This window comes from Comamonas terrae (assembly GCF_001544075.1).
Taxonomy (GTDB): domain Bacteria; phylum Pseudomonadota; class Gammaproteobacteria; order Burkholderiales; family Burkholderiaceae_C; genus Comamonas; species Comamonas terrae.
Genome location: NZ_BCNT01000008.1, coordinates 135,137 through 160,909, shown reverse-complemented (window position 1 = coordinate 160,909; position 25,773 = coordinate 135,137). Strand labels below are relative to the sequence as shown.

Sequence of the window (25,773 nt, the reverse complement as noted above, 5' to 3'; positions counted from 1 at the left end):
CTTTGCAGTCAGGGTATTCACCCGCTTTGTGGGCAGCAATGGATTTGATAGCTGCCAGCGCTTTCCGATAGGCGATACTAGGCATGTTTGACCTACAAAAAGACACAGTCTTTCAGGCCGGGCACATGTCTTATTTGTAATCAAATGATAATTTTGTATATTTTGTGTACGAAGCTATCCGCGTACCAAGCCTTGGGAAAGTCCGCATGAACGAGAAGATGGCGCAAAGTCCGCAGTCGGATAGCGTCGAATGGCGCGATGACGGTGTGCATTATCTGCGTGCCGTCACCGACATGGCCGACCACTGCCTGGTGGTGACCAACGAGGCGATCTATACGCACAAAGGCATCAAGCTCGTGGAAAAGGGACTGCGCATCGACAGCCGCATGTACGAGCGACTGGCCCTGTATCCCCTGCGCTATCCGGTGGACTGGCATCTGAGCACGGACCATCTCGTCGATGTGGCCGAGCTGGAGGCCACGGCACGGGAGCAATGCCGGACCGTGGAGCTGCTCCAGCGTCTGGTGCGCTCCATCGGGGATGCCGAGCGCCTGCTGGCGCCGGTCCGCGGCATCGTGCTGGCGCCGCGCATCGCCTTCAAGCTCACCGTCATGCGCGAGCAGCGCCACGAGCTGTTCATCCACAGCCTGCAGATGAGCATGGTGGCCATTTATCTGGCGCTGCAAAGCGGCAGGACCGAGCGCGAATGCGTGCCCCTGGCCACGGCGGCGCTGCTGCACGACCTGGGCATGCTGTACATGGACCCGGCCTGGACCGATGCCAGCTACCGGCTCACGGGCGAGGAGCGCAAGCAGCTGGTGGCGCATTCGGTCACCTCCATGCTGATGGTGCGCAGCGCCGACACCTATTCGCAGGCGGTGGAGCTGGCCATCCTCGAGCACCACGAGCGCATGGACGGCTCGGGCTATCCGCGCGGCGTGCAAGGCCGCAATATCTCCGCCATGGGCCAGGTGCTGATGCTGGCCGAGGTCATCGCTGCCTTCTTCGAGAAATTCCCCGAGCTGCCTGGCCAGCGACTGTCGCTGATGCTGCGCATGAACCACCAGCGCTACCCCGCGCCACTGGTGCAGATCATCCTGCCGCTGCTGTATGACGAAATCGAACCGGGCATGCCGCTGCCGCCCCTGCAGGCCGAGGTCGGCCACAGCGTGAACGCGCTGGCCGCGGCGTTCCAGATGTGGGCCACGCTCAGCCAGGCCTTTCCCGCGCTGTGGCAGAGCATGCCGGACCACCAGGCCGCGGTCTTTGTGGACGCCGGCATAGGCCAGCTGCAGAAACAGCTGGCCGAGGCGGGCGCGCATCCCGACCAGCAGACCGACCTGTGGAGCTGCCTGCGGGACGATGCGCAGGGCATGAAGGAGCTGGCCCTGGTCAACCGCGAGGCGCTGTGGCAGCTGCAGTCCATCGTCGACAAATGCCTGCAGCAATGGCCGTCCGTGAGCCGGCGCGAGAACGCCGTGGATGCGGCCGTGGCCCAGTGGTGCGAGGCCTGCATGCAGATCCAGCCGGACCAGCCCGCGCAGATGCCGCCCGTGCTGCAGGCACCCTGAGCCGGGCGGCAGAGCACGACCGTTCAAGCGATGCCGGCCATGCCGGCATTTTTCATGCCTGCGCCGGCTTTGCTGGCTGCAAAAACCGAATAACTGTATATTTATACAGTTACCAGGATTTTTGCATGCCTGCTCTTTCTTCCATCGCCTTGCCGCCTCTGCCCCAGGAGCCTGGAGGCCGGACTGCGGCCGCCATGCCCCAGGTGGCGGGCGTCTGGCGCGGCTCGGACTGGCATGAGAGAGGCGGCGGCAGGGCCTGGCCCACGGGCTATGGCGTACTGGATGCCGAACTGCCCGGCGGCGGCTGGCCGGCCAATGCGCTGATCGAAGTGCTGCAGCCCGCGCATGCCCATGCCGAATGGCCGCTGCTGCTGCCGGCGCTGGCGGCCCGCATGCAGGAAGGCAAGGCCCGGGCGGCCGGGGGCGGCCACCGGCGGCTGGTGCTGGTGGCGCCGCCTTTTCTGCCGTTCGTGCCGGCCCTGCAGGCTGCGGGCATAGCGCCCGAGCGCCTGTGCTGCGTGCAGAAGGCGGCAAATGCCAGGGCTGCCTCCTGGAGTGTCGACCTGGCCTGGGCCTGCGAGCAGGCGCTGCATTGCCGGGATGTGCTGGCCGTGCTGGCCTGGCTGCCCGATCTGCCGGTGCCCGTGCTGCGGCGCCTGCAACTGGCCGCTGCTTCCCAGGGGCGGCCGCTGTGGCTGTGGGGCGGACTGGAGGCAAGCCGGCGCAGCTCGCCCGCAGCCCTGCGCCTGCAGCTCGAAATTGCAGAGGACTGCACGCTGCAGGTGCGCCTGCTCAAGCGCAAGGGCCCGGCACTGGAAAAGGCCTTGCTGCTGCCCCGCACCTCCTGGGGCTGGCTGCCCGTCATGCAGGCCCAGGCCATGCGCCAGGCCGCGCAGCACAGGGAAGCCGCTTTGCTGCTGCACGGGCACTCGATGGGCGGACGCCCGGCCACAGCGGCGGCTGCCGCGCATGCGGGCGCATAGCGGAGCAGGGAGGCGGCATGGACGGCATGGAGCGGCACTGGATTGCATGGCCCCACGGGCAGGGGACGGCTGCGGCGGGCGGGCAGGAGGCTGGCAGCGATGCGCTGTTCAGCGCCGCCTGCTGGGCCTTGCAGTTTTCCCCGCGCGTGGTGGTGCTCGAAGAAGCCGTGCTGATGGAAACCGCCAGCGTGCTGCGCCTGTGGGGCGGACTGGACGCGCTGGTCGATGCAGTGCGGCAGCAGTTGCAGATGCATGCCCCGGCGCAGCCGCCGGACTTTGTCTGGGCGCAGGGCGCCACGGCCTGGCTGGCATTGGCGCGGCTGCGGCTGGCGCAGCGCTTTCCTGCTGCAAGGCCGGCCCTGGTGGGGGCCGATGCGCTGCCGCTGTGGACGCTGTCCGCGCTGCAGCCGCATATGCCGGTGCTGCAGCGCCTGGGCTGCCGCTCTTGGGGCGATGTGCGGGCCCTGCCGCGCGCGGGCCTGGCGCGCCGCATGGGCGCAGCATCCATGAAGGTGCTGGACCAAGCCTATGGGCTGCTGCCCGAAGCCCATGAGTGGCTGAGCTGGCCCGAGCGTTTCGTCCTGCGGCACGACCTCGGCTATCCGGCCCATGATGCGGCGGCCGTGCTGCAGGCGGCCCGGCCCCTGCTGCGCTCGCTGCAGCTGTGGCTGCAGGCCCGCCACCATGGCGTGCTGGCCCTGCAGCTGCGCTGGCACCATGATCTGCGGCGCATGGACGGAGAGGCGCTGCCGCCCTGGGATGCGCTGGAGATCCGCACGGCGCAGCCCACGCAGGCCATGGCCCATCTGGAGCGGCTGCTGCGCGAGCGCATCGCGCGCCTGAGCTGGCGCGCACCCGTGGACATGCTGGAGCTGCAGGCGCCGGAAACCACGGCCTTTGCGGCCGAGGCGCTGAGCTGCCTGCCGCCGTCCCTGCAGGATGGGCAGGACGGACCGGCAAGCACGCGGGACGGCGCAGGGGCTGCGTCCCTGCAATGGCATGAATGGGTGGAGCGGGTCGGCGCGCGCTGGGGCGAGGACTGCGTGCAGATTCCCTTGCCCTGTGCCGACCACCGGCCCGAGGCCATGCAGCAATGGATCCCTGCCGCAGCGGCACCGCCGGAGCATGCCGCTGCGAGGCGAAGCCCCGCTGCGGGCTGCGCCGATCCCTGGCAGGGGCTGTGGCCCCCCTGGCTGCTGCCGCAGCCCAGGCCGCTGCCGCTGGAGCGCAACCGCCCCTGCTGGCACGGGCCGCTGCAGCTGCGCGCCGGCCCCTACCGGCTGGAGGCGGGCTGGTGGGACGAGGAGGGCGCAGCCGCGGTACGCGACTATTTCGTAGGCTACAACGAGGCGGTAGGCCATGTCTGGATCTACCGCGAGCGGGTCCAGCTGCCTGTCCGCGAGGCCGGGGCGGGCGGCGCATCCGGGCCATCGGTGGCCTGGTATGGGCAGGGCGTGTATGGCTGAGCAGGCCGCCGTTTGGAACCGTCCTGCGGTCCGGCTGGCTTCTCCGCCGGTGCCGCCGCCGGGAGACATGCCTGCGCCGCCCGGCGCCTGGGGCGCAGGCCACGGGCCGCTGGCCTATGCCGAGCTGCATTGCCTGTCGCATTTCAGCTTTCTGCGCGGTGCCTCCTCGCCCGAGGAACTGGTGCAGCGCGCCAAGAGCCTGGGCTATGCGGCGCTGGCGCTGACCGACGAATGCTCGGTGGCCGGTGCCGTGCGCGCCTACGAGGCGGCCAGGGACTGCGGCCTGACGCTGATCCACGGCAGCGAATTCGCTCTCGCCGATCAGGAGGGGGCGCGCATCGTGGTGCTGGCGCGCGACCTCGCGGGCTGGGGCGACCTGTGCGAATTCATCTCCGCCGCGCGCGGCCGCAGCGGCAAGGGCGGCTATGTGGTGGATGCCTGCAGTCCCTGGCAGGCGCTGGCGCGCAGCTGCGAATGCATTGTGCTGCCCCGGCGGGAGGTGCTTGGTGCTTCCGATCTGGAAGCGGTCCGCGCTTGCGTGCAAAGCGTTTCGGCCTGTTTTGCCCAGGAATGCCCGCAGGCCGGCATCTGGCTGGGCGTGGAGCTGCACCTGGCGCCCGACGACAGCCTGTGGCTGCAGACCCTGCAGCAGGTGGGCGCGGCGCTGGGGATTCCGCTGGTGGCCTGCGGCGATGTGCACATGCATGCGCGCTCGCGCAAACCGCTGCAGGACGTGGCCACCGCCATACGCCTGGGACGGCCGGTGGCCGAATGCGGCTTTGCGCTGCAGCCCAATGCGGAGCGCCACCTGCGCTCGCGCCTGCGGCTGGCGAGCCTGTACCCCAAGGCCTTGCTGGAGGCCACGCTGCGCTTGGCGGCGCGCTGCCGCTTCACGCTCGACGAGATCCGTTACCACTACCCGCAGGAAAGCGTGCTGTCCGGCATGGATGCACGACAGACCCTGGCCTGGCACACCTGGCAGGGTGCGGCGGGCCGCTATCCGCAAGGCATTCCGCAGAAGGTGCAGGAGCAGCTGCACAAGGAGCTGGACCTGATCGCCGAGTGCCGCTACGAGATGTACTTCCTCACCGTGCACGACATCGTGCGCTATGCGCGCAGCGAAGGCATTCTGTGCCAGGGCCGGGGCTCGGCCGCCAATTCGGCGGTCTGCTACTGCCTGGGCATCACCGAGGTCAGCCCCGAGGGCAAGCACCTGCTGTTCGAGCGCTTCATCAGCCGCGTGCGCGGCGAGCCGCCCGACATCGACGTGGATTTCGAGCATGCGCGCCGCGAGCAGGTCATCCAGTACATCTACACCAAGTACGGGCGCGAGCGCGCGGCGCTCACGGCCGTGGTCAGCTGCTGGCGCAGCCGCAGCGCCCTGCGCGACGTGGGCAAGGCGCTGCGCATCCCCCCGCCGCTGGTGGATGCGCTGGCCAAGGGCCAGTACTGGTTCAGCGAAACAGCGGAGCAGGGGGCTGGCGCCGAGGCAGAGGGCGAACAGGACCTGCCCGAGCCCCGACCCGAAGCACTTCCCGACGACTGGGTGGAACGCAAGTTCCTCGAAGCCCAGGCCCTGGCCAAGGCCCAGTCCCATGCGTTGACGCCGCGCCAGCTGCGGCTCTGGATCGAGCTGGCCTGGCAGCTCAAGGACAGCCCCCGGCATCTGAGCCAGCATGTGGGCGGCTTTGTGCTGACCGATGGCAAGCTCACGCGCCTGGTGCCCGTGGAGCCGGCGGCCATGAAGAACCGCTCGGTCATCCAGTGGGACAAGGACGACCTGGATGCCATGGGCCTGCTCAAGGTCGATGTGCTGGCCCTGGGCATGCTCACCGTGCTGCGCCACAGCCTGGACGAGCGCGCGGCCTGGCGCGGCGAGCGCTGGAGCCTGGCCCAGATTCCGCCGGAAGATGCGGCCACCTACGCCATGATCCAGCGCGCCGACACCGTGGGCACCTTCCAGATCGAGAGCCGCGCCCAGATGAGCATGCTGCCGCGCCTGCGGCCCGAGACGCTGTACGACCTGGTGGTGGAGGTGGCCATCGTGCGGCCCGGGCCTATCCAGGGCGGCATGGTCCACCCCTATCTGCAGGCCCGCGAGCGCCGGCGGCGCGGCGAGCCGCTGGTGCTGGAACGCTCGCGTTTCGAGAAACCGGACGAGAAGGCCGCACTGGAGGATGCGCTGGAGCGCACCCTGGGCGTGCCCATCTTCCAGGAGCAGGTCATGCAGATCGCCATGGTGGCGGCGGGCTTCACGCCCGACCAGGCCGATGCGCTGCGCCGCTCCATGGCCGCCTGGAAGCGCAAGGGCGGCGTGCACCGCTTCGAGCGGCCGCTGATCGACGGCATGGTCGCGCGCGGCTACCGGCTGGAGTTTGCCCAGGCCATCTTCAGGCAGATGCAGGGCTTTGGCGAATACGGCTTTCCGGAAAGCCATGCCTACAGCTTTGCCTCGCTGGCCTACGCCAGCGCCTGGCTCAAGCGGCACGAGCCGGCCATCTTCCTGCAGGCCCTGCTCAATGCCCAGCCCATGGGCTTTTACTCGCCCTCGCAACTGGTGCAGGATGCGCGCCGCCACGGCGTGCGCGTGCTGCCCGTGGACGTGCGCCACAGCCATTGGGATTGCACGCTCGAAGAGCCGCTGCAGCCCGTGCCCGGCGTGCAGGCGCTGCAGCCCGCCGTGCGCCTGGGCATGCGCCTGGTGGCGAACCTGGGCGAGGCCGCGGCGCTGCGCATCGAGGCGCAGCGCGCCCAGGCCCCATGGACCGGCACGCAGGACCTGGCCTTGCGCGCCAGCCTGAGCCCGGGCGACCTGCGGGCCCTGGCCGCCGCCGATGCCCTGAGCGGCCTGTCCGGCCACCGGCGCCAGCAGATGTGGGATGCGGCGGCGCATGCCGCGCTGCCGCCCCTGTTTGCCGGCGTGCCCGTGAACGAAGGCTCGGTGCAGCTGGCCGAGGCGCCCGAGGGCGAGGAAATCCTGCACGACTACGAAGCCACGGGCCTGACCCTGCGCCGCCACCCGCTGGCCCTGCTGCGCGAGCGTCTGGCCCGCCACGGCATGCGCACGGCCGTGGAGCTGCGCAACGCCCTGCCGGGCCAGAAGGTGCGGGCCTGCGGCATCGTCACCGTGCGCCAGCGCCCGCCCACGGCCGGCGGCACGCTGTTCATCACGCTGGAGGACGAAACCGGCGTGGTCAACCTGGTGGTCTGGGCCAGGGCCTTTGCGCGCTGGCAGGCCGCCCTGCTCGGATCGCGCCTGCTGGCGGTGGAGGGCGTCTGGCAAAGCAGCGCGAACTGGTCGCGCGATGCCGATGAGGAATTTGAGCGAAATTCGCCTGAAACCCAGAAGAGAAAAGCGCCGGCAGCTCATCATTTGGTAGTGCAACGGGCCAGGGACATGACGGCCTGGCTTGGGCGTCTGGCGGGCGCCGGGCTGAGCAGCCGGGATTTCCATTGAGCTGCTGGCTGCTGATGGGCGCCATGGTGGTCCCGCCGGTGTGCAAGGCCGAGGTTGGGCTGGCGGCATCCGGCCGGGACTCGCCCCGGCAGGCGAGACCCGATGTCTGTTGCCGGTGGCGTACAGCCCAGGCAGGGCCATGTGCCATGACCCTGGCCGCAGTGCCATCGCGCCTGCCGCTATACTGCCCGCCCCGATGAAAAAGCAGGATTTCCTGTCATGCGTTTGAAGAATTCTTTGGTGTACCTGGGGCTGGCCGGTCTGGCCGCCCTGTCCGGCTGCGGCAGCAACCCGCCCGTCAAATCGGCGGCTCCCGAGGCCACGCCCACAGCGCCCGCGCCCGGCGTTGCGCCGGTCAGGATCGGCGTTGCCCTGGGCGGCGGTGCAGCCAAGGGCTTTGCCCATATCGGCGTGATCAAGATGCTGGAGGCCAACGGCTTCACGCCCGCCGTGGTGGCCGGCACCAGCGCGGGCAGCGTGGTCGGTGCGCTGTATGCCAGCGGCATGAACGCCTTCGAGCTGCAGGAAAAGGCCGTGGCCCTCGACGAAGCCAAGATCCGCGACCTGCAGCTGTCCTCGGGCGGCCTGGTGCTGGGCCAGAAGCTCGAGGACTATGTGAACGAGCAGGTACAGCGCAAACCCCTGGAGCAGCTGGCCAAGCCCTTTGTGGCCGTGGCCACCCGGCTGGAGGACGGCGAGCGCACCGTGTTCGCCCGCGGCAACACGGGCCAGGCCGTGCGTGCCTCCAGCAGCGTGCCGGGCGTGTTTCAGCCCGTGGGCATCGGCAAGTCCCACTATGTCGACGGCGGCATCACCAGTCCCGTTCCCGTGGATGCGGCGCGCCAGCTGGGCGCCGACATCGTGATCGCCGTGGACATCTCCAACAAGGCGCGCGGCAAGACGCCCGAGAACATGCTGGGCGCCCTGGGCCAGTCGATTGCCATCATGGGGCAGAAGCTGGGCCAGGCCGAGCTGGCGCGTGCCGACATCACCATCCGCCCCAAGGTGCTCGATATCGGGCCTGCCGATTTCAGCCAGCGCGCCAGCGCCATCGTGGAGGGCGAGAAGGCCGCGATGGCGGTCATGCCCAGGATCCGCGAGCGCGTGGCCCAGCTGCAGGCCGAGCGCGCCAAGGCCGCGAGCCTGGCGCAGCAGAAGGCGGCCGAAGCCCGGCACCAGGCCTGCCTGGACAACCGCTCCAGCCTGCAAAAGCTCGCGGGCATGGCAGGCCTGGACGGCGCCTGCGCCCATCCCTGAGCACGCGTTTCTTAGCACGACTCCACACCCTCCGCGATGTGGCGCTCAGGGGCACGCTCTCACTTTGCGTGAACCTGGGTCAGCAGCTGCCTGCAGTTCACATCGTCCTCGGCCGCCGGCACGGTCAGCGGCACCAGGGCCAGGGCCACGGGCGCTGCAACCACGGCCGCCACGGCCGCGCCGGCGCGCGCCAGCAGCGGGCCCGCTTCCAGGCCCACGTCGGGCTGGGCAAAGCTGCCGCGCACATACAGCGGCGTGCGCAGCGAGAAGAACTTCCACTTGAGCGACTCGGGCACGATGCGCAGATCCAGGGTTTCCTTCGCCAGGTTGACCTGGCCGGTCGCCTGCACGATGGCCTCGGTCGTGGCCAGCTTGGCGATGCGGGGCGTGGCCAGGCCGTTTTGCACATTGAAGTCGGCCACGGCGCAGCGCAGCTGCACTTCCTTGTCGGTGCCGAACAGCTTGGCCACGATGACGGAGCCCAGGTTCAGGCCCGCCAGATCGAGCAGCTGGCGGCTGAAGGTGCCTTCTCGCACATAGAGCCGGATCGAACCGTCGCCCGAGCCCAGCCACTGGGCCACGGATTCGCCGCGGCCCTGCATGGACATGGCACCGTCCAGGCTGCCCAGGCTTTTCTTCATGGCCTCGACCTTGGGAAACAGCGCCGACAGCCGCAGCCCGCTGACCTGGCCCTTGAGCTGCGCCCTGACGGGCCTGGCATGGCTGTCCACCGTGGCGTCCAGGGTCAGCGTGCCCTGGGCCAGGCCGAACTTGAGCGGCGACAGCACGAGCTTGCCGTTGTCGAGCACGGCATGCACGCTCAAATTCTGCAGCGGCAGCGCTTCGGGGCGCAGGATATGGTCGCCGGCATAGCGCAGGTCCAGGTCCATGGCATCCCAGTTGGCGGTCTTGAAGCGGGTCTGCGGCAACACCTTGCCGTTGACGGCCTTGGGCTTGCTGCTGCCTGAGGGGGCAGCGCCGATCACGGGTCCCAGGTCGACCAGCCGCAGCTGCCTGGAAGCAAGCTCGCCGCTGAGCCGGGGCCGGGGCTGGCCCGAGACATAGTGCAGATCGCCGCGCAGGTCGCTCTGGCCGACCTTGCCCTGGAACTTGCGGTAATCCCACACGGCCTTGCCGGGCTGCAGGCTGCCGATCAGGTGGCCGCTGGTTTCGAAGGGCGGGGTGGGCGGCAGCAGCAGGCCGGTGAGAGGGAACAGGTCGGCCATGCTGTTGCCGCGCAGCCGCACTTCGAAGTCCAGTCCGTCCAGCGCCTTGGGATTGTCCAGAAAGCCTTCGGCCTGGGCCTGGATGCTGCCGGCGCGCGCGGACAAGCGCAGCGGGAAATGCAGCTTGTCCCGGCGCAGGTCCAGCACCGGCCCGGTCAGGCCCTGGGCCTGGATCTGCGCCTTGCCCATATGGCCTACCAGGCCGAAGCGCAGGCCGTAGGGATGGTCCTCGCTGACGGGCCTGCGCAGGCTGTCCACGCGTGCGCGCACGGCCAGGTTCTTGACGCCGTCGGCCCAGCCCAGCACGCCGTGGCGTATGCGCAGCTGGCCCAGCTCCACGCTCCAGCGCGGGCCGCTGCTTTCGGGGGAGTGGAAAGTCCAGTTGTTGTCCCCGCCAGGCTTGCGCGCCAGCACGATGTCGGGCGCTTCCAGCACCACCTGGTCGAGCTGCACATGGCGGGCCATGAGCGGCCACAACCGCAGGCTGGCCGTGGCGCGTGCCGCCGTGGCCATGGTTTCCGGCGTGCGCTCGGGCGGCTGTTCCTGGGCCGGGGCAATGGCGTCGGCATCCGCCTCACCTGCAGACGGTGGGACGGAAGCCGCTTTTCCTGCGCCGGGCAACCGGCCCGCGTTGAGCTCCCGGGGCACGGCGGGCAGGGCAGGCAGCTCGCTGCCGTTCTTTTCCGGTGCCTCCGGCACCCGCCAGCCCGGCGGCTGGCCCAGGCGCAGATTGGTGGCAATGACGGTCACGCCCGGAATCCAGTGGCGCCAGCCGTCATCGAGCGGCTGGGGCCAGGTCCAGCGCAGCTGCAGGTCGCCATCGACGGCGAATTCCCGGCCCGTGGCGGTGCTGACCCTCTCGTTCACCCAGGGCTTGAAGCGGTTCCAGTCCATCAGCGCGATGGTGGCGGCCACGGCCAGCACGAGCACCACCAGCGTGCCCAGCACGGCAGCCAGCAGGCGCAGCCACAGCCGGGGCCTGGCGTGCGAGGAGGCGGGGGCGGCAGAGGTGGCCGGGGCGGCCGGTTGTTGTGCGGTATCGTCCATGGGTCATTCAGCCTGTGAAGGCCCATGCTAGCGGTCTATGGGCTGCACGAATACCTTGCGAGCCCGTCAGTTCTGCGCAGGCATGTCCTACAAGCGTGTACGAGGCCCCGCCTTGCAGGATTGTCGGTGGTGCCTGCGCCAGGGTAGGCGGCCCCGCCGGGGGAGCGGCATAGCCGCCCAGGGCTCAAACATCCATATCCTTGCGCTGCACCGGCGGCTGCGCTGCATTCCTGCGGCTGGCGCCGGCGCGGCCGGCCTTGCTCCATTCGTAGGCCTGGCCGTCGGGCGTAAGCCCGTCCTCGACGGCGGCCACGCCGATCTGCCCCACCATGTCGCGCAGCTCGGAAGAGATGACCACATGCGCATGGCGCGGGTCGCCGCGCAGCGCCTGGCACCGCGCCAGGGCTTCGCCCATCTGGGCGTCGCCGTACGAAACGCACTCCGGCTGCCAGACGGGCGCCTCCCCTTCGGGGCTGCGGTTGCGAAGATAGAAGACGGCGATGCTCATGGTTTCTGGTGAAAGCTGAAAAATGGCGCTCCATGGCGCGGGTGGTCGCTGCCCTGCGGCTGCCTCCCGGAGCGGCCCGGCGAGTGAAAGGCGCCGCCCAGTATGCACCAGCGGGAACGGACTGCCGGCCGGTCTAGAATCGCCGCGCCATGCATAACTCCCACGATCCCAAGGTACTGCCGCTGCGTGACGGCGTCAGCCCCAGCTGCGTCGTCCTGCCCAGCCAGGGCCAGGGGCTGCTGATCGACTTTCTCGCCCGGCGCCTGCCCGCGGTCACGCATGCGGACTGGCTGCGGCGCATGCAGGCCCGCGAGGTGGTGAGCGAGCGGGGTCAGGCGGCCACGCCGCAGACGCCGTTCACACCGGGGCTGCGCTATTACTACTACCGCGAGCTCGAGCGCGAGCCGGAGATCCCGTTTGCCGCCGAGGTGCTGTACCAGGACGAGCATCTGCTGGTGGCCGACAAGCCGCACTTCCTGCCCGTGGTACCGGCGGGCCGGTATCTGCAGAACACCTTGCTGGTGCGGCTCAAGCGTATGCTGGACCTGCCCGAGCTGTCGCCCATCCACCGCATAGACCGCGACACGGCGGGGCTCGTGGTGTTCTCGGTGCAGCGCGCCACGCGCGGCATCTACCAGGCGCTGTTCCGCGACCGGGCCATCCACAAGGTCTACGAGGCCGTGGCCCCGTACCGCGCCGACCTGGCGTTCCCGCGCGAGCATGCGAGCCGCCTCGAGGAAAGCGGCCATTTCTTTCGCATGCACGAGGTGCCCGGCGAGCCCAACAGCCGCACGCGCATGGACATCATCGAGCACAACGGCCGCTGGGCGCGCTATCGGCTGGAGCCGGTCTCGGGCAAGCGCCACCAGTTGCGCGTGCACATGGCGGCATTGGGCCTGCCGCTCAGGGGCGACGCCTTCTATCCCGAGGTCAACGATCCCGAGCCCGGCGACTACTCCAATCCTCTGCAGCTGCTGGCGCGCAGCCTGGCCTTCGACGATCCGCTGACCGGCCAGCCGCGCGCGTTCGCGAGCCGGCGCAGCCTGCTGGCATTGCCCGGCTGAACACCTGCCAGGCTGCGCCACGGCCTCTGCGGCAAGTCTGCATGGCGGTAGGAGGGCGCCCTTCATGCGAGTAGGGAATGCGCAAACGTGACACTTATTCGGACATTTTTGTCCGATAATTGTCCGCATGAATGCCAAGCGTCCCGCTCCCGCCGAACGCCGCGCCCAGTTGCTGGACGCGGCCGATGCCGTGTTTGCCGAACATGGCGTGACGGCGCCGCTGGACCTGATCGTCGAGCGCGCGCAGGTCGGCCGCGCCACGCTGTACCGCCAGTTTCCCGACCGCAAGGCCATCATGCTGGCGCTGCTGGAGCGTTCCCTGGAGAAAACCCGCCAGGCAGCGCAGGCCCTGGGCGATGACGACCAGGCCTTCTTCAAGCTGCTGGCCCTGGTGGCCGACCGCATCGCTGTCTCCGCGCCGCTGGTGGACTACTGGCGCGCCGTGGAGCGCGGCGACGAGGTGATCGCCCAGGCGCGCCGGCAGATGTGGGAAGCCTTCCAGGGGCCCATGAAGCGCGCGGTGGAGGCCGGTCTGTGCAGGCAGGTGCTGAGCTTTCAGGACCTGTCGCTGGTGTTCGGCATGCTGGGCGGCTCGCTGCGCGGCGAGACGGCGCAGCAGCGCAAGAAGCTCGCGCGGCGCGCGCTGCAGATCATCTGGCACGGGCTGGCGGACTGAACCATGAGCCAGGCCCAAGACACTTCCGCCTCCGCGCAGGCCGCCATGCCCGCACCCCAGCCGGCGCTGGTCTACCTGCGCCGCCCGCCCGATTGGGAGGAGCATGAGAAGCCCAGCCTGCCGGGATCGCCCTCCATGCCGGTGCACGCACCCATGGTGCGCGTGGCCTATGGGCTCATCGCCGTGCTGGTGGCCATCACGGGCGGCCTGGGCAATGCGCTGTTCACGGCCAACCTGCCCACCATCCAGGGCCAGATGGGGCTGACGCCGGCCGAGGCCGGCTGGCTGACCGGCAGCTACGTCATGCTCAACATGACGGCCAATCTGCTGGTCTACAAGTTCCGCCAGCAGTTCGGCATGCGCCTGTTCGCCGAGATCGGCTTGGGCGCCTATGCCCTGCTGTGCGTGCTGCACCTGCTGCTGGGCAGCTACGACAGCCTGCTGCTGCTGCGTGCGGCCAGCGGGCTGACGGCCTCGGCCTGCTCGTCGCTGGGCACGCTGTACCTGCTGCAATCGGCTCCGCGCAAATACGTGATGAAGATGCTGGTGATAGGCGTGGGCCTGTCGCAGATCGCCACGCCGCTGGCCTGGATGCTGTCGCCGGGCCTGCTCTACAACAGCGAGTGGCACAACCTCTACATCTTCGAGGCCGGGCTGGCGCTGATTTCGTTCGCGGGCGTGGTCGTGCTCAAGCTGCCGCCGGGCCTCTATATCAAGACCTTCGAGAAGCTGGACTTCGTCACCTTCTTCCTCATGGTGCCGGGCCTGGGCATGCTGATTGCCGTGCTGGTGCAGGGCTACACGCGCTGGTGGCTGGACACGCCGTGGCTGGCCTGGCTGCTGGTCGGCTCCATCGTGCTGCTGTGCACTGCCCTGTACATAGAACACCACCGCAAGAATCCCATGCTGCAGACCCGCTGGTTCGTGCAGGGGCCGACCATACGCTTCGTGATCGGTGCCGTGCTGCTGCGCTTCCTGACCACCGAGCAGACCTACGGCATGGTGGGCCTGATGCGCACGCTGGGCATGACGCCCGACCAGATGCAGCCGCTGTTCGGCGTCATCCTGCTGGGCACGGTGGCTGGCATCGCCCTGTCGGCGCTCACCTTCGGCGTGCCCCACATGGGCAAGCAGATTCTCGCGTCCATCGCGCTGTTTGCCGTGGCCGCCTTCCTGGACCACCACCGCACCAGCCTGGACCGGCCCGCCGATTTCTACTACAGCCAGTTCCTGCTGGCCATGGGGGCTGGCATCTTCATGGGGCCGCTGATGCTCACGGGCGTCATCCAGGGGCTCAAGTTCGGCCCCAACCACATGCTGACCTGCATCGTCACCATCTCCATGACCCAGTCCATGGGCGGGTTGATGGGCTCGGCCCTGCTGAGCACCTACCAGACCCACCGCGAGCAGGTGTATTCGACCGCGCTGGTGTCGCAGATCGACCCGACCGACCCCGTGGTGGCCGATCGGCTGCGCATCCAGGGCCAGGTCTACGGCCGCGTCACGGTGGACCCGGCCCTGCGTGCCGGCCAGGGCACGCTGCAGCTTTCGCAGATCGTGCGGCGCGAAGCCAACGTGCGGGCCTACAACGATGTCTTTGCGCTCACGGGCGCGATTGCGCTGCTGTACCTGCTGTGGAGCCTGGCTGCCTCGGTGCGCGTGCGCCGCGCCGCCGCCATGGTGCGCCTGATGACGCGCCAGAGCGGCAACCAGGGCACGGCCGCGGCCGCCACCGACGGCGCGCCGCAGCGCGCGCCCTCGGTGGCCGCGCAGCACCAGGCCGGCCCGGATGCGCAGCCGCCGGGCGCGCTGACCGTGATCGTCGACGACAGCGGCAGCGACGCCTCGGATGAGACAGGCCTTCCCGCTGGCGCCGGGACGGCCGCTGCGGCACGCCAGCGCAGCATGGTGCTGGGCGGCGCCCAGGCCCGGCATCTGAGCGAGGCCATGCAGGCGGCCGAAGCCGGCGAGCAGCAGGCGCTGGACAGCGCCGACCCGCTGCGCGACAACGAGCAGGTGCTGGAGCTGGAAAGCGAGCTCGAAGCCGAACTCAGGCAGCACCCGGGTTCCGAAACCCCGCAAGGCGAGGGCGCGCCGCCCGCCGCCCCGCAGAAGCCCGGCAAGACCACGGATGCCGAGCCGCCGCACCGTACCGAATGACGCAGCAGCGAACCCATCGATTCCCATGAGCGAAAACCAGACCCACAATCCATCCTCATCGCCCGCAGCATCCGCTGCGCCCGCTGCCGCACCGGCGGCCACGCTGCCGCCCACGCCCAAGAAGATCAAGCCTTCGCGGCGCAGCGTGCTGGTCATGGCCGTGGTGGCGCTGGCCGGCATCCTGCTGGTGCTGCGCGCCTGGAACCAGTGGCCGTTCAACAGCTCGGTGGTCTCCACGGACAACGCCTATGTGCGCGGTGCCGTCACCGTGCTGGCACCCCAGGTCAACGGCTATGTGACCGAGGTGCTGGTCCGGGACTACGAGCAGGTGCAGGCGGGCCAGCCCCTGGTGCGCATCGACCGCCGTACCTACGAGGCATCGCTGGCCCAGGCCGAGGCCCAGCTGGCCAATGCCCGGGCCCAGCTGGCCAATGCCGACCAGACCCAGGCCCAGAACCGCGCCACGCTGTCGGCCAGCCGCGCAGGCCTGGCGGCCGTGCAGGCCGAGGCCGAGCGCTCCCAGGCCGAGCTCAGGCGCGTGCAGGAGCTGGCCGAGCGTGGCTCGGTCTCGCTCAACGAGCGCGACAAGGTGCGCGCCACCGCGCGCCTGGCCAGCACCAACGTGGCCAAGGCCCAGGCCGACATCGAGATCAACCAGGAGAAGATCAAGGCCACCACCGTGGGCCGCGAATCGCTCAAGGCCCAGGTGCAGATGGCCGAGGCCCAGCTGCGCCAGGCCCAGATCAATCTGGACAACACCGTGGTCTACGCGCCCAGCAGCGGCCAGGTCAGCGAAGTCTCGGTGCGCAAGGGCCAGTACGTGGCCGCCGGCACCCAGCTCATGTACGTGGTGCCGCCGCCATTCTGGGTGATGGCCAATTTCAAGGAGACCCAGACCGCCCATGTGCAGATCGGCCAGGCCGTGAGCTTCAGCGTGGATGCGCTGGGCGGCGCGCGCCTCAGGGGGCATGTGCTGGAGATCGCGCCGGCCACGGGCTCGGAGTTCAGCGTGCTCAAGCCTGACAATGCCACGGGCAACTTCACCAAGGTCGTGCAGCGTCTGCCCGTGAAGATCTCCGTCGACGAAGGCCAGCCGCTGGCCGCACGCCTGCGTCCGGGCATGTCGGTGGTCGTGCGCCTCGATACCGCGCAGAAAAAGGAGCAGGCTGCGCAGGACCGGCAAGGGGCCGAGGCTGAAAACGCTCAGAAGCAGCCAGACCCGGAAAAGGCCAAGCCATGAGCCTCAAGACCTTGGCAACCTGCCTTGCAGCCTGCGGCGTGCTGAGCGCCTGCAGCGTGCCGGCCATCACCGAAGCCCCGGCTCGGGCCGCGCCCGCCATCCCGTCCGCCTGGCCGGGCGAGCCAGCCAGCCAGGGACAGCAGGCGGTGCAGGCCGCCTGGTGGCAGGCCTTTGGCGATCCGCTGCTGGACCGCTGGATGGCGCTGGCCGCCGAGCGCAACAACGATGTGCTGGCCGCCATGGCCCGCGTGGACGAGGCGCGCGCCAACCTGGAGCTGGCAGGCTCGGCCGCCTTGCCCCAGGTGTCGGCCACGGCGCCGCTGTCGGCCGGGCGCAGCCTGGGCGCGCGCGGCCTCACGCAGACGCGCTCCCTCCAGCCCGGGCTGCAGGCCAGCTGGGAGATCGACCTGTGGAACCGCCTGAGCCAGCTGCGCAATGCTGCCGACCTGCGCCTGCAGGCCACGCAGGCCGACCGCGATGCGGTGGGCCTCGCGGTGGCCGCCACCACGGCCCAGGCCTATATCGCGCTGCGCTCGCTGCAGGCCCAGCTGGCGGCGGCGCAAAGCACGGTGCGTTCGCGCCAGGATGCGGTGCGCCTGGCCGACGACCAGGTGCGCGTGGGCTATATCTCGCAGCTGCAGCAAAGCCAGGCGCTGGCCGAGCTGCAAAGCGTGCAGCAGGCCGTGGAGCAGCTGTCGCTGGCACTGGAACGCCAGCGCCTGAGCCTGCTGCAGCTGGTCGGTGGCGCGGGCGACGAAGCGGCCCAGGCGCTAATGCGCGAAACCCTCGGGCAGGGCAGCTTCGACGCCGTGGCCCTGCCGGCCGTGCCGTCCGCCGGCATGCCTTCGGCCCTGCTGGAGCGCCGGCCCGACATCGCGCGCGCCCGGCTGCAGCTGGCGGCCAGCGACAGCAACCTCGCGGCCCAGCGCGCGGCCTTCCTGCCCCAGGTCACCCTGAGCGCCAGCGTGGGCAACCTGCTCATCAATGCGCTGGACTACCACCCGGCCACGGTCTGGTCCGTGGGCGGCAGCATTCTGGCGCCGCTGTTCAACGGCGGGCGGCTGCAGGGCCAGTTCGATGCGGCCTCGGCCCAGCGCGACCAAGCCGCTTATGCCTACCGGGGCGTGGTCGTCAAGGCCTTTGCCGATGTGGAAGGCGCGCTGCTGTCGGCCAAGCGCCTGCAGGCCCAGTGGGAGCATGCGCGCCAGCGCGAGGCGGTGCTGGCACGCACGCTGGGCTTTGCCAAGGACCGCTACGAGGCCGGCTACGCGAGCTACCTCGAGGAGCTGGACGCCCAGCGCAATCTGTATGCGGTGCAGCAGGAAGTCATCAAGCTGCGCGAAGCCCAGCTGCAGAACGCCGTGGCGCTGTACCAGGCCCTGGGCGGCGGCTGGCAGACGCCGCCGGCGGCACCGGCCGCGGCGAAATGAACAGGGCGGCCCGGCCGCGCGCGTCCGGCATTCAGGGCAGTCCGAAATAACGCCAGACGCCGTAGGCCACGGCGGCGGCCGCCGCCAGCGCCATCCAGCCCAGGGCACTGCCGCGCGGCACTTCGCCCGGCACGAGGCCGGCTGACGGGGCGCGGGGCACTTCGCTGCGCAGGTCCAGCGCCTCGCCTTGTTCGGCGGCATCGACACGCCTTTTGGCCTCGGCCAGGCTCAGGTGGCAAGCCTCGCGCAGCAGCTTGACCGCCTCGATCTTGCGGTCCCGCGCCAGCTCGGCGGCAATGCGTAGCTCCAGGCCGGGCGGTGGCGGTGCATCGCCGGGCAGGGAAGGCGACGCCCCGTCGGGGGATTCGAGCAGCTGCCTGGCTTCGGCCAGGCCCAGCCTGCTTTGCTCGCGCAGCAGCTCGATGGCCTGCACCTTGCGGCCGCTGTTCCAGGCCTGGAGGGTTTCTTCCGGGATGGGGCGTGTCATGGGAGTGGGCTGCTATCGGCACATGAGCTGTTTTCGCCGGGCATCCATGGTTTTTATGGGGTTTGCGCGCTGAAAGCAAGAGTATTCAAGCGGCAGCAGCTATTCAAGCCATAGCGGCATGCGCCATGGGCCTGCGGGTCTCCTGCGGCAAGCCCTTGCATCCCGGATTCAGGCAGTATATTCAGCGATATATAGCGAGGCGCCTGGATCGGCTCGCCGTTGTCCGTTGGAGGTGGAGTTTGATGCAGGAATTTCTTCCCTATCTGCTGGCGTTGCATGGCGCGCGGGACTGGTTGCAGGCAGCCCGGGACTGCGGCCTGACCGAGGCCGAATTGCGCCGGGCCGTGCAGCATGCGCAGCGCGAATACGGCCAGGTGCTGGTCGTGGCCGGCAACGGGCATGTGGACTTCACCGCCGCAGGCGAGGAACTGGTGGCCCGGGCGCGCGAACTGGCCGGCGCCGTCGATGCGCTGCAGCGCTGCTTTGCCGAATCACGCCGGAGATCCGTGGTTGCGCCGCTGCTGCAGCGCCGCTCGGTCTCGCCCAAGCGCCTGACGGGGCCGGGCCCCGACGCGGCCGAGATCGACCTGATGATCGAGGCGGCCCTGCATGCGCCGGACCATGGCAGCCTGCATCCCTGGCGCGTGCTGGTGTTCGCGCAGGAGCACCGCGCCCGGCTGGCCGATCTGTTCGAGCAGGAAAAGCTGCGCCGCGACCCGCTGGCGCCGCGCAGCGATATCGAACGGGCACGCGAGCATGCGACGCGCTCGCCGGCTCTGCTGGGCTTTGTAGTCTCGCCCAGGGCGCGCACGCAGGTGCCCTTGCGCGAGCAGTGGCTGGCCGCGGGCGCGGCCCTGGGCAACTTCATGAATGCCGCCCACCAGCTCGGCTTCGGCGGCATCGTGCTCAGCGGCGAACGCTGCTTCGATGCGGTGCTGGGTGCCGAGCTGGGCCTGGCATCCACGGAATGGCTGGCCGGCTTCATCAGCCTGGGCCGCATTGCCCAGGCACCGCCGCAGCGCAAGCCCGTGGCGCTCGATGCCGTGCGTGCGCAGTGGATTCCCGGTCCGTCCCTTGCTGCGGCCGAGCTGGGGCCCCGAGTTTCCTAGCCCCCGGCCCAACAACCCGGCGTGCAGCGGGCACAACGGCGGCTTGCTATGATGGCTGTATATAAATACAGTCATTGCGATTTTCTTTGCCTTGCCCGCGCCCATGCTTGCTCCCCATCGCTACTACTACCTGCACAATTTCCGGCAGGCGCTGGACTGGATAGGCGAACGCCATGGCGACCTGCTGGCTGCCGACGAGCAGTGTTTTCTCGCGCAGTTTGCAGCGCTGCCGCAGCTGTCCCAGGCGCTGATGGTGCGCATGCTGATGCGGCGCGGTCCCTGGTTCCGCGCCGGCAAGCTGGTCTACGAGGAAATCCCGGACGTGGCCGCAGCCGCGGCGCCCTTGCAGGAGGTGGGCTGGCTGGCGACGCAGGAGCCCATGGAGCTGGACGAGCTGTTTGCGCTGCACACCAAGCCCGAGCTGCTGCAGCTGTTTGCCGGCGCGGGACTGCCGGGCGGCCTGCGCAAGAGTGCGCTGCTGCAAGCCTTGCAGGCCGGCCATGCGGCGCCACGAACCTATGCGCAGTGGAACCCGGCTGCCCGGGAGCCGGTCTGGCGCGTGATGGTGGGCGAGCTGTGCGAGCGCCTGCGGCTGATGTTCTTCGGCAATCTGCATCAGGACTGGTCGGAATTCGTGCTGGCCGACCTGGGCATCTTCAGATACGAAAGCGTGGCCTTCGATGCGGATTCGCGCGCCTTCCAGTCGCGGGCCGACGTCGACTGCTATCTGGCGCTGAGCGCCTTGCGGCAGGCGCTGGACGAAGGCGAGGATGCCGAAGTCCTGCTGCAGGCCGTGGCCAGTTGCGAAAGCGCCAATCCCTGGCTGGAAAAGCGCCGCGCCAGGCTGCTGCTGCGCATAGGCCAGGCCTGCGAACGGGCGCAGGACTGGAGCCAGGCCGAGCGCGCCTATCTGCAATGCGGCTATCCGGGGGCGCGCCACCGGCGCATGCGCGTGTACGAGCGCATGCAGCGCTTCGAGGATGCTCTGGCCCTGGCGCTGGCGGCCCAGCAGGCGCCCGAGAGCGACGAGGAAAGCCAGCGCGTGGCACGCATGCTGCCGCGATTGCGGCGCAGCCTGGGGCAGGGCGGCACGACGCGCAAATCCGCGCCGGAAGCGGCAGGCTCCCTGGAGACCGTCACGCTGGAGCTGGATACGCCTGCCGTGCCCACGGCCGTGGAATATGTGCTGCGTGCGCACTGGCACACGGCCGAGGCTCCGGTGTTCTATGTGGAGAATGCGCTGGTCAATTCGCTGTTCGGCCTGCTGTGCTGGCCGGCTATCTTTGCGCCGCTGCCGGGCGCGTTCTTTCACCCGTTCCAGAGCGGGCCCGCCGACCTGGGCGCGCCGGACTTTGCCGCGCGCCGCGCGGCCCTGTTCAACGCATGCCTGGAGCTGCTGGACACGGGCGCCTACCGGCAAGCAATCCTGCAGCGCCATGCAGAGAAGAACGGCGTGCAGTCGCCATTCGTGTTCTGGGGCACGGTGGACGAAGCGTTGCTGGCGCTGGCGCTGGACTGCATTCCCGCCGCGCACCTGAAGCTGCTGTTCACGCGCCTGCTGCGCGATGTAAAAGCCAATCGCACGGGCTTTCCCGATCTGGTGCGGTTCTGGCCGGCGCAAAGGCGCTACGCGTTCGTCGAGGTCAAGGGGCCGGGCGACAAGCTGCAGGACAACCAGATCCGCTGGCTGCAGTATTGCGGCGCGCACGGCATTCCGGCCAGCGTCTGCCATGTGCGCTGGCGCGCAGAGTCTCTGGGGGAGGCCGCATGAGCCAGGTGGTAGCCGTGCGTGCGCTGTGCGAATTCACGGCCCGCGCCGGCGATCTGGACCTGCGCTTCACGCCGGCACCCACGGCGCTTGAAGGCATTGCGGGCCACCAGCTCGTCGCCTCCCGCCGCGGCAAGGATTACGAAACCGAGATCAGCCTTTCCGGCCGGCACGAGGACCTGCTGGTGCGCGGCCGTGCCGACGGCTTCGATCCTGCGCTGCAGCGGCTCGAAGAGATCAAGACCTACCGCGGCGCGCTCGATGGCGTGCGCGCCAACCACCGCGCGCTGCACTGGGCGCAGGCCAAGGTCTACGGCCACCTGCTGTGCCGCGAACGCGGCCTGGCGCAGCTGTGCATCGCCCTTGTGTATTTCAATGTGGGCACGCAGCAGGAAACCGTGCTGGAAGACCGCTTCGACGCGGCCGAGCTGCAGGCGTTCTTCGGGCAGCAGTGCGAGCGCTATCTGGCCTGGGCGCGCAGCGAAGCCGAACACCGCCGGGCGCGCGATGCGGCGCTGGCGCAGCTGGCCTTTCCGTTCGAGCGCTTTCGCGCGGGCCAGCGCGAACTGGCCGTGGCCGTGTACCGCAGCACGCGCACCGAGGAAGGTGGCAACTGCCTGATGGCACAGGCGCCTACGGGCATCGGCAAGACGCTGGGCACGATTTTTCCCCTGCTCAAGGCCTGCCCCGGGCAGGGGCTGGACAAGGTCTTCTTTCTCACGGCCAAGGGCACGGGCCATGGCCTGGCCCTGCAGGCGCTGGCCGCCGTCAATGCAAGCCTGGCACGGCAGGGCGCAGCCTGTATCCGCGTGCTCGACCTGCGGGCCCGCGACAAGAGCTGCGAGCATCCGGACAAGGCCTGCCATGGGGAATCCTGCCCGCTGGCCCAGGGCTTTTACGACCGCCTGCCGGCCGCGCGCCGGCAGGCCCTGCAACAGCCCGGGCAGGCGGATGCGCCGGCCGTGCGCGAGGTGGCGCTGGCGCACCGCATCTGCCCCTATTACCTGATGCAGGAGCTGGTGCGCTGGAGCGACGTGGTGGTGGGCGACTACAACTACTACTACGACAGCTCGGCCATGCTGCATGCGCTGGCCCAGGCCGGCCAGTGGCGCGTGGGTGTGCTGGTGGATGAGGCCCACAACCTGCCCGAGCGCGCCCGGCGCATGTACACCGCGCAGCTGTCGCAGTTCGCGCTGGCCGCTGCGCGAAAGAATGCATCCGGCGCGGTCCGGAAGGCGCTGGACAGGTTGCAGCGCAGCTGGAACGCCATCAACAGGGAGCAGCAGGCCGCGCAGCTGGCCTACCGGGCCCATGAGGAAATTCCGGCCGGACTGCTGGCCGCGGTGCAGCGCGCCGTAGGCGCGATGGCCGAGGAAAATGCCGACCGCCCCATGCTGCCCGGCGATGCCGTGCTCGACTTCTATCTGGAGGCGCTGCAGTTCATGGCGCTGGCCGAGCAGCTCGGGCCGCATGCGCTGTTCGATGTGAGCCTGGCACCGGCAGGCGCCGGCGCGCGCAGCACACCGGCTTCCACGCTGTGCATACGCAATGTGGTTCCGGCGCCGCATCTGGCTCCGCGCCATGCGGCGGCCCATGCCACGGTGCTGTTCTCGGGCACGCTGAGCCCCCCGGATTTCTACCGGGACATGCTGGGCCTGCCCGAAGGCACGCGCTGGATCGATGTGCCCGCACCGTTCCAGGCCGAGCAGCTGCAGGTGCGCATTGCCGGCCATATCTCCACGCGCTGGCGCGACCGCGAGCGTTCGCTGCAGCCCATCGTGGACCTGGTGGCCCGGCAGTACGCGCGCCAGCCCGGCAACTACCTGTGCTTTTTCAGCAGCTTCGACTATCTGCAGCGCACGGCCGAGCGCATGCGCGCCAGCCATCCGGGCCTGCCCATCTGGCTGCAGACCTCGGCCATGGACGATGCGGGCCGCGCGGAGTTTCTGGAGCGGTTTGCGCAGGAGGGCCGCGGCATTGGCTTTGCCGTGCTGGGCGGCGCGTTTTCCGAGGGCGTGGACCTGCCGGGCAGGCGCCTGATCGGCGCCTTTGTCGCCACGCTGGGCCTGCCGCAGGTCAACCCCGTCAACGAACGCATGATGCAGGCCATGGCGCGGCGCTTTGGCGCGGGCAAGGGCCACAACTACACCTATCTGTATCCGGGGCTGCGCAAGGTCGTGCAGGCGGCCGGCCGCGTGATACGCACGGAAGAGGACAAAGGCGTGGTGTTCCTGATCGACGACCGTTTTCGCCGCGCCCAGGTGCGCGCGCTGCTGCCTGCCTGGTGGCGGGTGGAGTGATACGAGGTTTGCTATTTAATAAAGAGCGTGAAACGCTTTGCCGATAAGAGAAAAGCGTGTTTTTCTATTGCATTCTGTCGTCTGAAAGCTTGCCAGGCAGCTGTTGCAGGCCCTGGGCAAACCAGCCTATGCGCCCGGTCTCGCGCACGTCCAGCCGGGGCACATAGGGCTTGATGTCGAGCACCGGCGTGCCGTCCAGCATGTCGTTGCCGCGAAAGTGCAGCATGCGGCCTTCCAGGCGCAGCAGCTCGATGATGGACAGCCCAATGCGATTGGGCCGCGCCGGCGCCCGCGTGGCGAACACGCCGTGGCTTTGCGTATCCATGAAGGGAGTGACTTCCAGCTTTTCCACCGCCTCGTGCAGATGCGTGAGCACGATGAGGTACTGGAACTCCTGCACGTCGCGCAGGCCCGGGGCAAAGGTCTCGAACACCTCGATCTTTCCCTGATGCCGGCCGGCAGCCACGGTCTGTATGGGCATGCCCAGAGTGCTTCGGAAGGGGCTGTGCACACGGCCTATGGCGCGCATGGCAATGGTCTCGTGCTGCATGGGTGGCTTGCAGGGGTGAAATCGGGACTTATAGCATGGGCTGGCGCGGACGCCGGAAGGCCGCGGGGGTGGGCAGGAAGGCCATGGCCGAACTGTCCTCGGTCAGTACGGGGAATGCAAAATTTTGTGGTTCAGCTGGAGTTCGCATTTAACGATCGGCGTGAAAATGCAAAAATCATCAGATTTTCATGGTTTGTCCGTATTTCTAATATTAATTTTCAGGCGAATGGAAATTTGAGTCGATAGATTTTCAAAAGAGGCAAGCAATGAGCAAGGAATTGAATATAGTATTTCTGATATTTAATCCCATCATGTCTGCTTTTTTTGCGGCTGGATTCTATTTGCTATGGCGCACGCAGAAAAAATCAAGATTCATTGCTATTTTGGTCTTTTCATACCTGATGCGGGCCTTGTGCTTTCTCATTCTTTATGTTTCGCTGAAATACAGCGACATGGTGTTGCGGCAGATCTCCAATGCCATGATACTGATCACCACCGCGCTTTTGGTCATTGCCTATGCGCAGCGTTCCCATCAGGCGCCAAGATTCAAGTTACTGGCTTTTATTTTCACCGTGACCATGGCCGGGCTGCAGTATTTCATGTCCATGGACAGCGGGTTGCAGGAAAGAGGTGTTGTCATCAATCTGGGATTGTTCGCCATTTTCCTGGTGTTCCTCGGTCATATAAGAAAGGCCGGAGATGAAAACCCTGTGGCGCAGTTCCTGGGCATACAGGTGGTGATTGCCGGCGCCATGACCCTTGCAAGGCCGCTCATCATCCTGGGCAGTGCCTTTTTCGAGATGGATTACCCGGACTTCTACTGGATTTTCACCTCCGTATCCGATGCCATCGTCAGCGTCGCGCTGGCTGTGGGTATTTTTGCCGTCATGGCCTCCGATGTCATGGAGAAAATCAAGGCGGAAGCGCTTACCGATTCATTGTCGGGCCTGCTGAACCGCAGAGGGTTCGAAAAGCGTGCGGATGCCGTGCTGTTCGGTGAAACCTCGGACAGGCCGGCGGCAATGGTCATGTGCGACCTGGATCATTTCAAGAAGATAAACGACAGCTTCGGGCATCTCGCGGGCGACAGGGTAATACGCGCATTTTCCGACAAGCTCAAGGAAAATGCGCCCCCTAGAACCCTCATAGGCCGGCTCGGTGGCGAGGAGTTTGCTGTCTTCCTCATGGCGGACAATTCCCTATCCGCGCGGAAATATGCCCAAGATGTCCAGGCTTCGTTCAATGCAATATCCGCGGGCCTGGTGAATGGGGAAATGCACCCCACCGCCAGTTTCGGCATTGCGTATGCGAACGAGGGCGACGGGCTTTTCCACCTGCTTGATCGTTCCGATCGCGCCCTCTACCAGGCCAAGAAGCAGGGCCGCAATTGCATTTGCGAGGCCGAAGCCGATTCAGGCCAGGCGGGTGTGCCGGCGTTGCCGGAACTCCGGCCGGCCTGACGGTCTTCCCTCGC

General features: G+C 68.4%; 18 protein-coding genes. 14 read left to right on the top strand and 4 right to left on the bottom strand.

Features of this window, described 5'->3' with window-relative positions:
• The first annotated feature begins 206 nt into the window (after window positions 1-206).
• The 5 genes from Cte04_RS13545 (at window position 207) to Cte04_RS13525 (ending at window position 8,734) form a co-directional block, all read left to right on the top strand.
• Complete coding sequence (locus Cte04_RS13545; RefSeq protein WP_083526661.1) at window positions 207-1,571, top strand: HD-GYP domain-containing protein; 1,365 nt, start codon at window positions 207-209, stop codon at window positions 1,569-1,571.
• A 125-nt stretch (window positions 1,572-1,696) separates the two neighbouring features.
• Entirely contained in the window at window positions 1,697-2,554 is an 858-nt protein-coding gene (gene imuA / locus Cte04_RS13540) for a translesion DNA synthesis-associated protein ImuA (protein ID WP_157082000.1), read from the top strand.
• Between the two features lie 17 nt (window positions 2,555-2,571).
• The gene (locus Cte04_RS13535) at window positions 2,572-4,020 is read left to right on the top strand and encodes a DNA polymerase Y subunit UmuC family protein (RefSeq protein ID WP_245633375.1); all 1,449 of its coding nucleotides are present in this window, start codon (window positions 2,572-2,574) and stop codon (window positions 4,018-4,020) included.
• Complete coding sequence (gene dnaE / locus Cte04_RS13530) at window positions 3,998-7,477, top strand: DNA polymerase III subunit alpha (RefSeq protein WP_370671033.1); 3,480 nt, start codon at window positions 3,998-4,000, stop codon at window positions 7,475-7,477. Before Cte04_RS13535 ends, dnaE begins: the two co-directional genes overlap by 23 nt.
• Window positions 7,478-7,696: 219 nt before the next feature.
• Complete coding sequence (locus Cte04_RS13525; RefSeq protein WP_066478446.1) at window positions 7,697-8,734, top strand: patatin-like phospholipase family protein; 1,038 nt, start codon at window positions 7,697-7,699, stop codon at window positions 8,732-8,734.
• Between the two features lie 59 nt (window positions 8,735-8,793).
• Here the strand turns inward: Cte04_RS13525 and Cte04_RS13520 are convergent, their stop codons facing one another.
• Window positions 8,794-11,007: an AsmA family protein gene (locus Cte04_RS13520; protein ID WP_066478429.1), complete on the bottom strand. Its 2,214-nt coding sequence runs from the start codon at window positions 11,005-11,007 to the stop codon at window positions 8,794-8,796.
• 184 nt (window positions 11,008-11,191) lie between these two features.
• On the bottom strand, window positions 11,192-11,515 hold the full coding sequence (locus Cte04_RS13515) for a hypothetical protein (protein ID WP_066478427.1): 324 nt from the start codon (window positions 11,513-11,515) through the stop codon (window positions 11,192-11,194).
• 149 nt (window positions 11,516-11,664) lie between these two features.
• On the opposite strand from Cte04_RS13515, the gene Cte04_RS13510 reads away from it, so the two are divergent.
• The 5 genes from Cte04_RS13510 to Cte04_RS13490 all read left to right on the top strand — a co-directional run bounded on the left by Cte04_RS13510 (window position 11,665) and on the right by Cte04_RS13490 (window position 18,085).
• The gene (locus Cte04_RS13510; RefSeq protein WP_066478426.1) at window positions 11,665-12,579 is read left to right on the top strand and encodes an RluA family pseudouridine synthase; all 915 of its coding nucleotides are present in this window, start codon (window positions 11,665-11,667) and stop codon (window positions 12,577-12,579) included.
• Window positions 12,580-12,706: 127 nt separating this feature from the next.
• Window positions 12,707-13,255, top strand: coding sequence for a TetR/AcrR family transcriptional regulator (locus Cte04_RS13505; RefSeq protein ID WP_066478422.1), 549 nt, complete (start codon window positions 12,707-12,709; stop codon window positions 13,253-13,255).
• 3 nt (window positions 13,256-13,258) lie between these two features.
• On the top strand, window positions 13,259-15,415 hold the full coding sequence (locus Cte04_RS13500) for an MFS transporter (protein WP_083526660.1): 2,157 nt from the start codon (window positions 13,259-13,261) through the stop codon (window positions 15,413-15,415).
• Between the two features lie 25 nt (window positions 15,416-15,440).
• The gene (locus Cte04_RS13495) at window positions 15,441-16,655 is read left to right on the top strand and encodes an HlyD family secretion protein (protein ID WP_066478418.1); all 1,215 of its coding nucleotides are present in this window, start codon (window positions 15,441-15,443) and stop codon (window positions 16,653-16,655) included.
• Complete coding sequence (locus Cte04_RS13490; protein WP_066478415.1) at window positions 16,652-18,085, top strand: efflux transporter outer membrane subunit; 1,434 nt, start codon at window positions 16,652-16,654, stop codon at window positions 18,083-18,085. The genes Cte04_RS13495 and Cte04_RS13490 overlap by 4 nt, the downstream gene beginning before the upstream one ends.
• 31 nt (window positions 18,086-18,116) lie before the next feature.
• Here the strand turns inward: Cte04_RS13490 and Cte04_RS13485 are convergent, their stop codons facing one another.
• Entirely contained in the window at window positions 18,117-18,572 is a 456-nt protein-coding gene (locus tag Cte04_RS13485) for a hypothetical protein (RefSeq protein ID WP_066478409.1), read from the bottom strand.
• 242 nt (window positions 18,573-18,814) lie between these two features.
• Between Cte04_RS13485 and Cte04_RS13480 the strand changes: the two genes are divergently transcribed.
• The 3 genes from Cte04_RS13480 to Cte04_RS13470 all read left to right on the top strand — a co-directional run bounded on the left by Cte04_RS13480 (window position 18,815) and on the right by Cte04_RS13470 (window position 23,749).
• Window positions 18,815-19,681, top strand: coding sequence for a nitroreductase family protein (locus tag Cte04_RS13480; RefSeq protein WP_245633374.1), 867 nt, complete (start codon window positions 18,815-18,817; stop codon window positions 19,679-19,681).
• A gap of 103 nt (window positions 19,682-19,784) precedes the next feature.
• On the top strand, window positions 19,785-21,452 hold the full coding sequence (locus Cte04_RS13475) for a VRR-NUC domain-containing protein (protein ID WP_066478400.1): 1,668 nt from the start codon (window positions 19,785-19,787) through the stop codon (window positions 21,450-21,452).
• Window positions 21,449-23,749: an ATP-dependent DNA helicase gene (locus tag Cte04_RS13470; RefSeq protein ID WP_066478397.1), complete on the top strand. Its 2,301-nt coding sequence runs from the start codon at window positions 21,449-21,451 to the stop codon at window positions 23,747-23,749. Before Cte04_RS13475 ends, Cte04_RS13470 begins: the two co-directional genes overlap by 4 nt.
• A 64-nt stretch (window positions 23,750-23,813) precedes the next feature.
• Here the strand turns inward: Cte04_RS13470 and tsaA are convergent, their stop codons facing one another.
• Complete coding sequence (gene tsaA, locus Cte04_RS13465) at window positions 23,814-24,299, bottom strand: tRNA (N6-threonylcarbamoyladenosine(37)-N6)-methyltransferase TrmO (RefSeq protein ID WP_066478391.1); 486 nt, start codon at window positions 24,297-24,299, stop codon at window positions 23,814-23,816.
• 266 nt (window positions 24,300-24,565) lie between these two features.
• Here tsaA and Cte04_RS13460 point away from each other — a divergent pair, with 266 nt between their 5' ends.
• The gene (locus Cte04_RS13460) at window positions 24,566-25,759 is read left to right on the top strand and encodes a GGDEF domain-containing protein (protein ID WP_066478389.1); all 1,194 of its coding nucleotides are present in this window, start codon (window positions 24,566-24,568) and stop codon (window positions 25,757-25,759) included.
• Window positions 25,760-25,773: the final 14 nt, after the last annotated feature.

Bases quoted from the DNA above. Each gene is read 5' to 3' on its own strand.
- Cte04_RS13545 (WP_083526661.1), top strand. From the start codon at position 207: ATGAACGAGAAGATGGCGCAAAGTCCGCAGTCGGATAGCGTCGAATGG.
- imuA (WP_157082000.1), top strand. From the start codon at position 1,697: ATGCCTGCTCTTTCTTCCATCGCCTTGCCGCCTCTGCCCCAGGAGCCT.
- Cte04_RS13535 (WP_245633375.1), top strand. From the start codon at position 2,572: ATGGACGGCATGGAGCGGCACTGGATTGCATGGCCCCACGGGCAGGGG.
- dnaE (WP_370671033.1), top strand. From the start codon at position 3,998: ATGGGCAGGGCGTGTATGGCTGAGCAGGCCGCCGTTTGGAACCGTCCT.
- Cte04_RS13525 (WP_066478446.1), top strand. From the start codon at position 7,697: ATGCGTTTGAAGAATTCTTTGGTGTACCTGGGGCTGGCCGGTCTGGCC.
- Cte04_RS13520 (WP_066478429.1), bottom strand. From the start codon at position 11,007: ATGGACGATACCGCACAACAACCGGCCGCCCCGGCCACCTCTGCCGCC.
- Cte04_RS13515 (WP_066478427.1), bottom strand. From the start codon at position 11,515: ATGAGCATCGCCGTCTTCTATCTTCGCAACCGCAGCCCCGAAGGGGAG.
- Cte04_RS13510 (WP_066478426.1), top strand. From the start codon at position 11,665: ATGCATAACTCCCACGATCCCAAGGTACTGCCGCTGCGTGACGGCGTC.
- Cte04_RS13505 (WP_066478422.1), top strand. From the start codon at position 12,707: ATGAATGCCAAGCGTCCCGCTCCCGCCGAACGCCGCGCCCAGTTGCTG.
- Cte04_RS13500 (WP_083526660.1), top strand. From the start codon at position 13,259: ATGAGCCAGGCCCAAGACACTTCCGCCTCCGCGCAGGCCGCCATGCCC.
- Cte04_RS13495 (WP_066478418.1), top strand. From the start codon at position 15,441: ATGAGCGAAAACCAGACCCACAATCCATCCTCATCGCCCGCAGCATCC.
- Cte04_RS13490 (WP_066478415.1), top strand. From the start codon at position 16,652: ATGAGCCTCAAGACCTTGGCAACCTGCCTTGCAGCCTGCGGCGTGCTG.
- Cte04_RS13485 (WP_066478409.1), bottom strand. From the start codon at position 18,572: ATGACACGCCCCATCCCGGAAGAAACCCTCCAGGCCTGGAACAGCGGC.
- Cte04_RS13480 (WP_245633374.1), top strand. From the start codon at position 18,815: ATGCAGGAATTTCTTCCCTATCTGCTGGCGTTGCATGGCGCGCGGGAC.
- Cte04_RS13475 (WP_066478400.1), top strand. From the start codon at position 19,785: ATGCTTGCTCCCCATCGCTACTACTACCTGCACAATTTCCGGCAGGCG.
- Cte04_RS13470 (WP_066478397.1), top strand. From the start codon at position 21,449: ATGAGCCAGGTGGTAGCCGTGCGTGCGCTGTGCGAATTCACGGCCCGC.
- tsaA (WP_066478391.1), bottom strand. From the start codon at position 24,299: ATGCAGCACGAGACCATTGCCATGCGCGCCATAGGCCGTGTGCACAGC.
- Cte04_RS13460 (WP_066478389.1), top strand. From the start codon at position 24,566: ATGAGCAAGGAATTGAATATAGTATTTCTGATATTTAATCCCATCATG.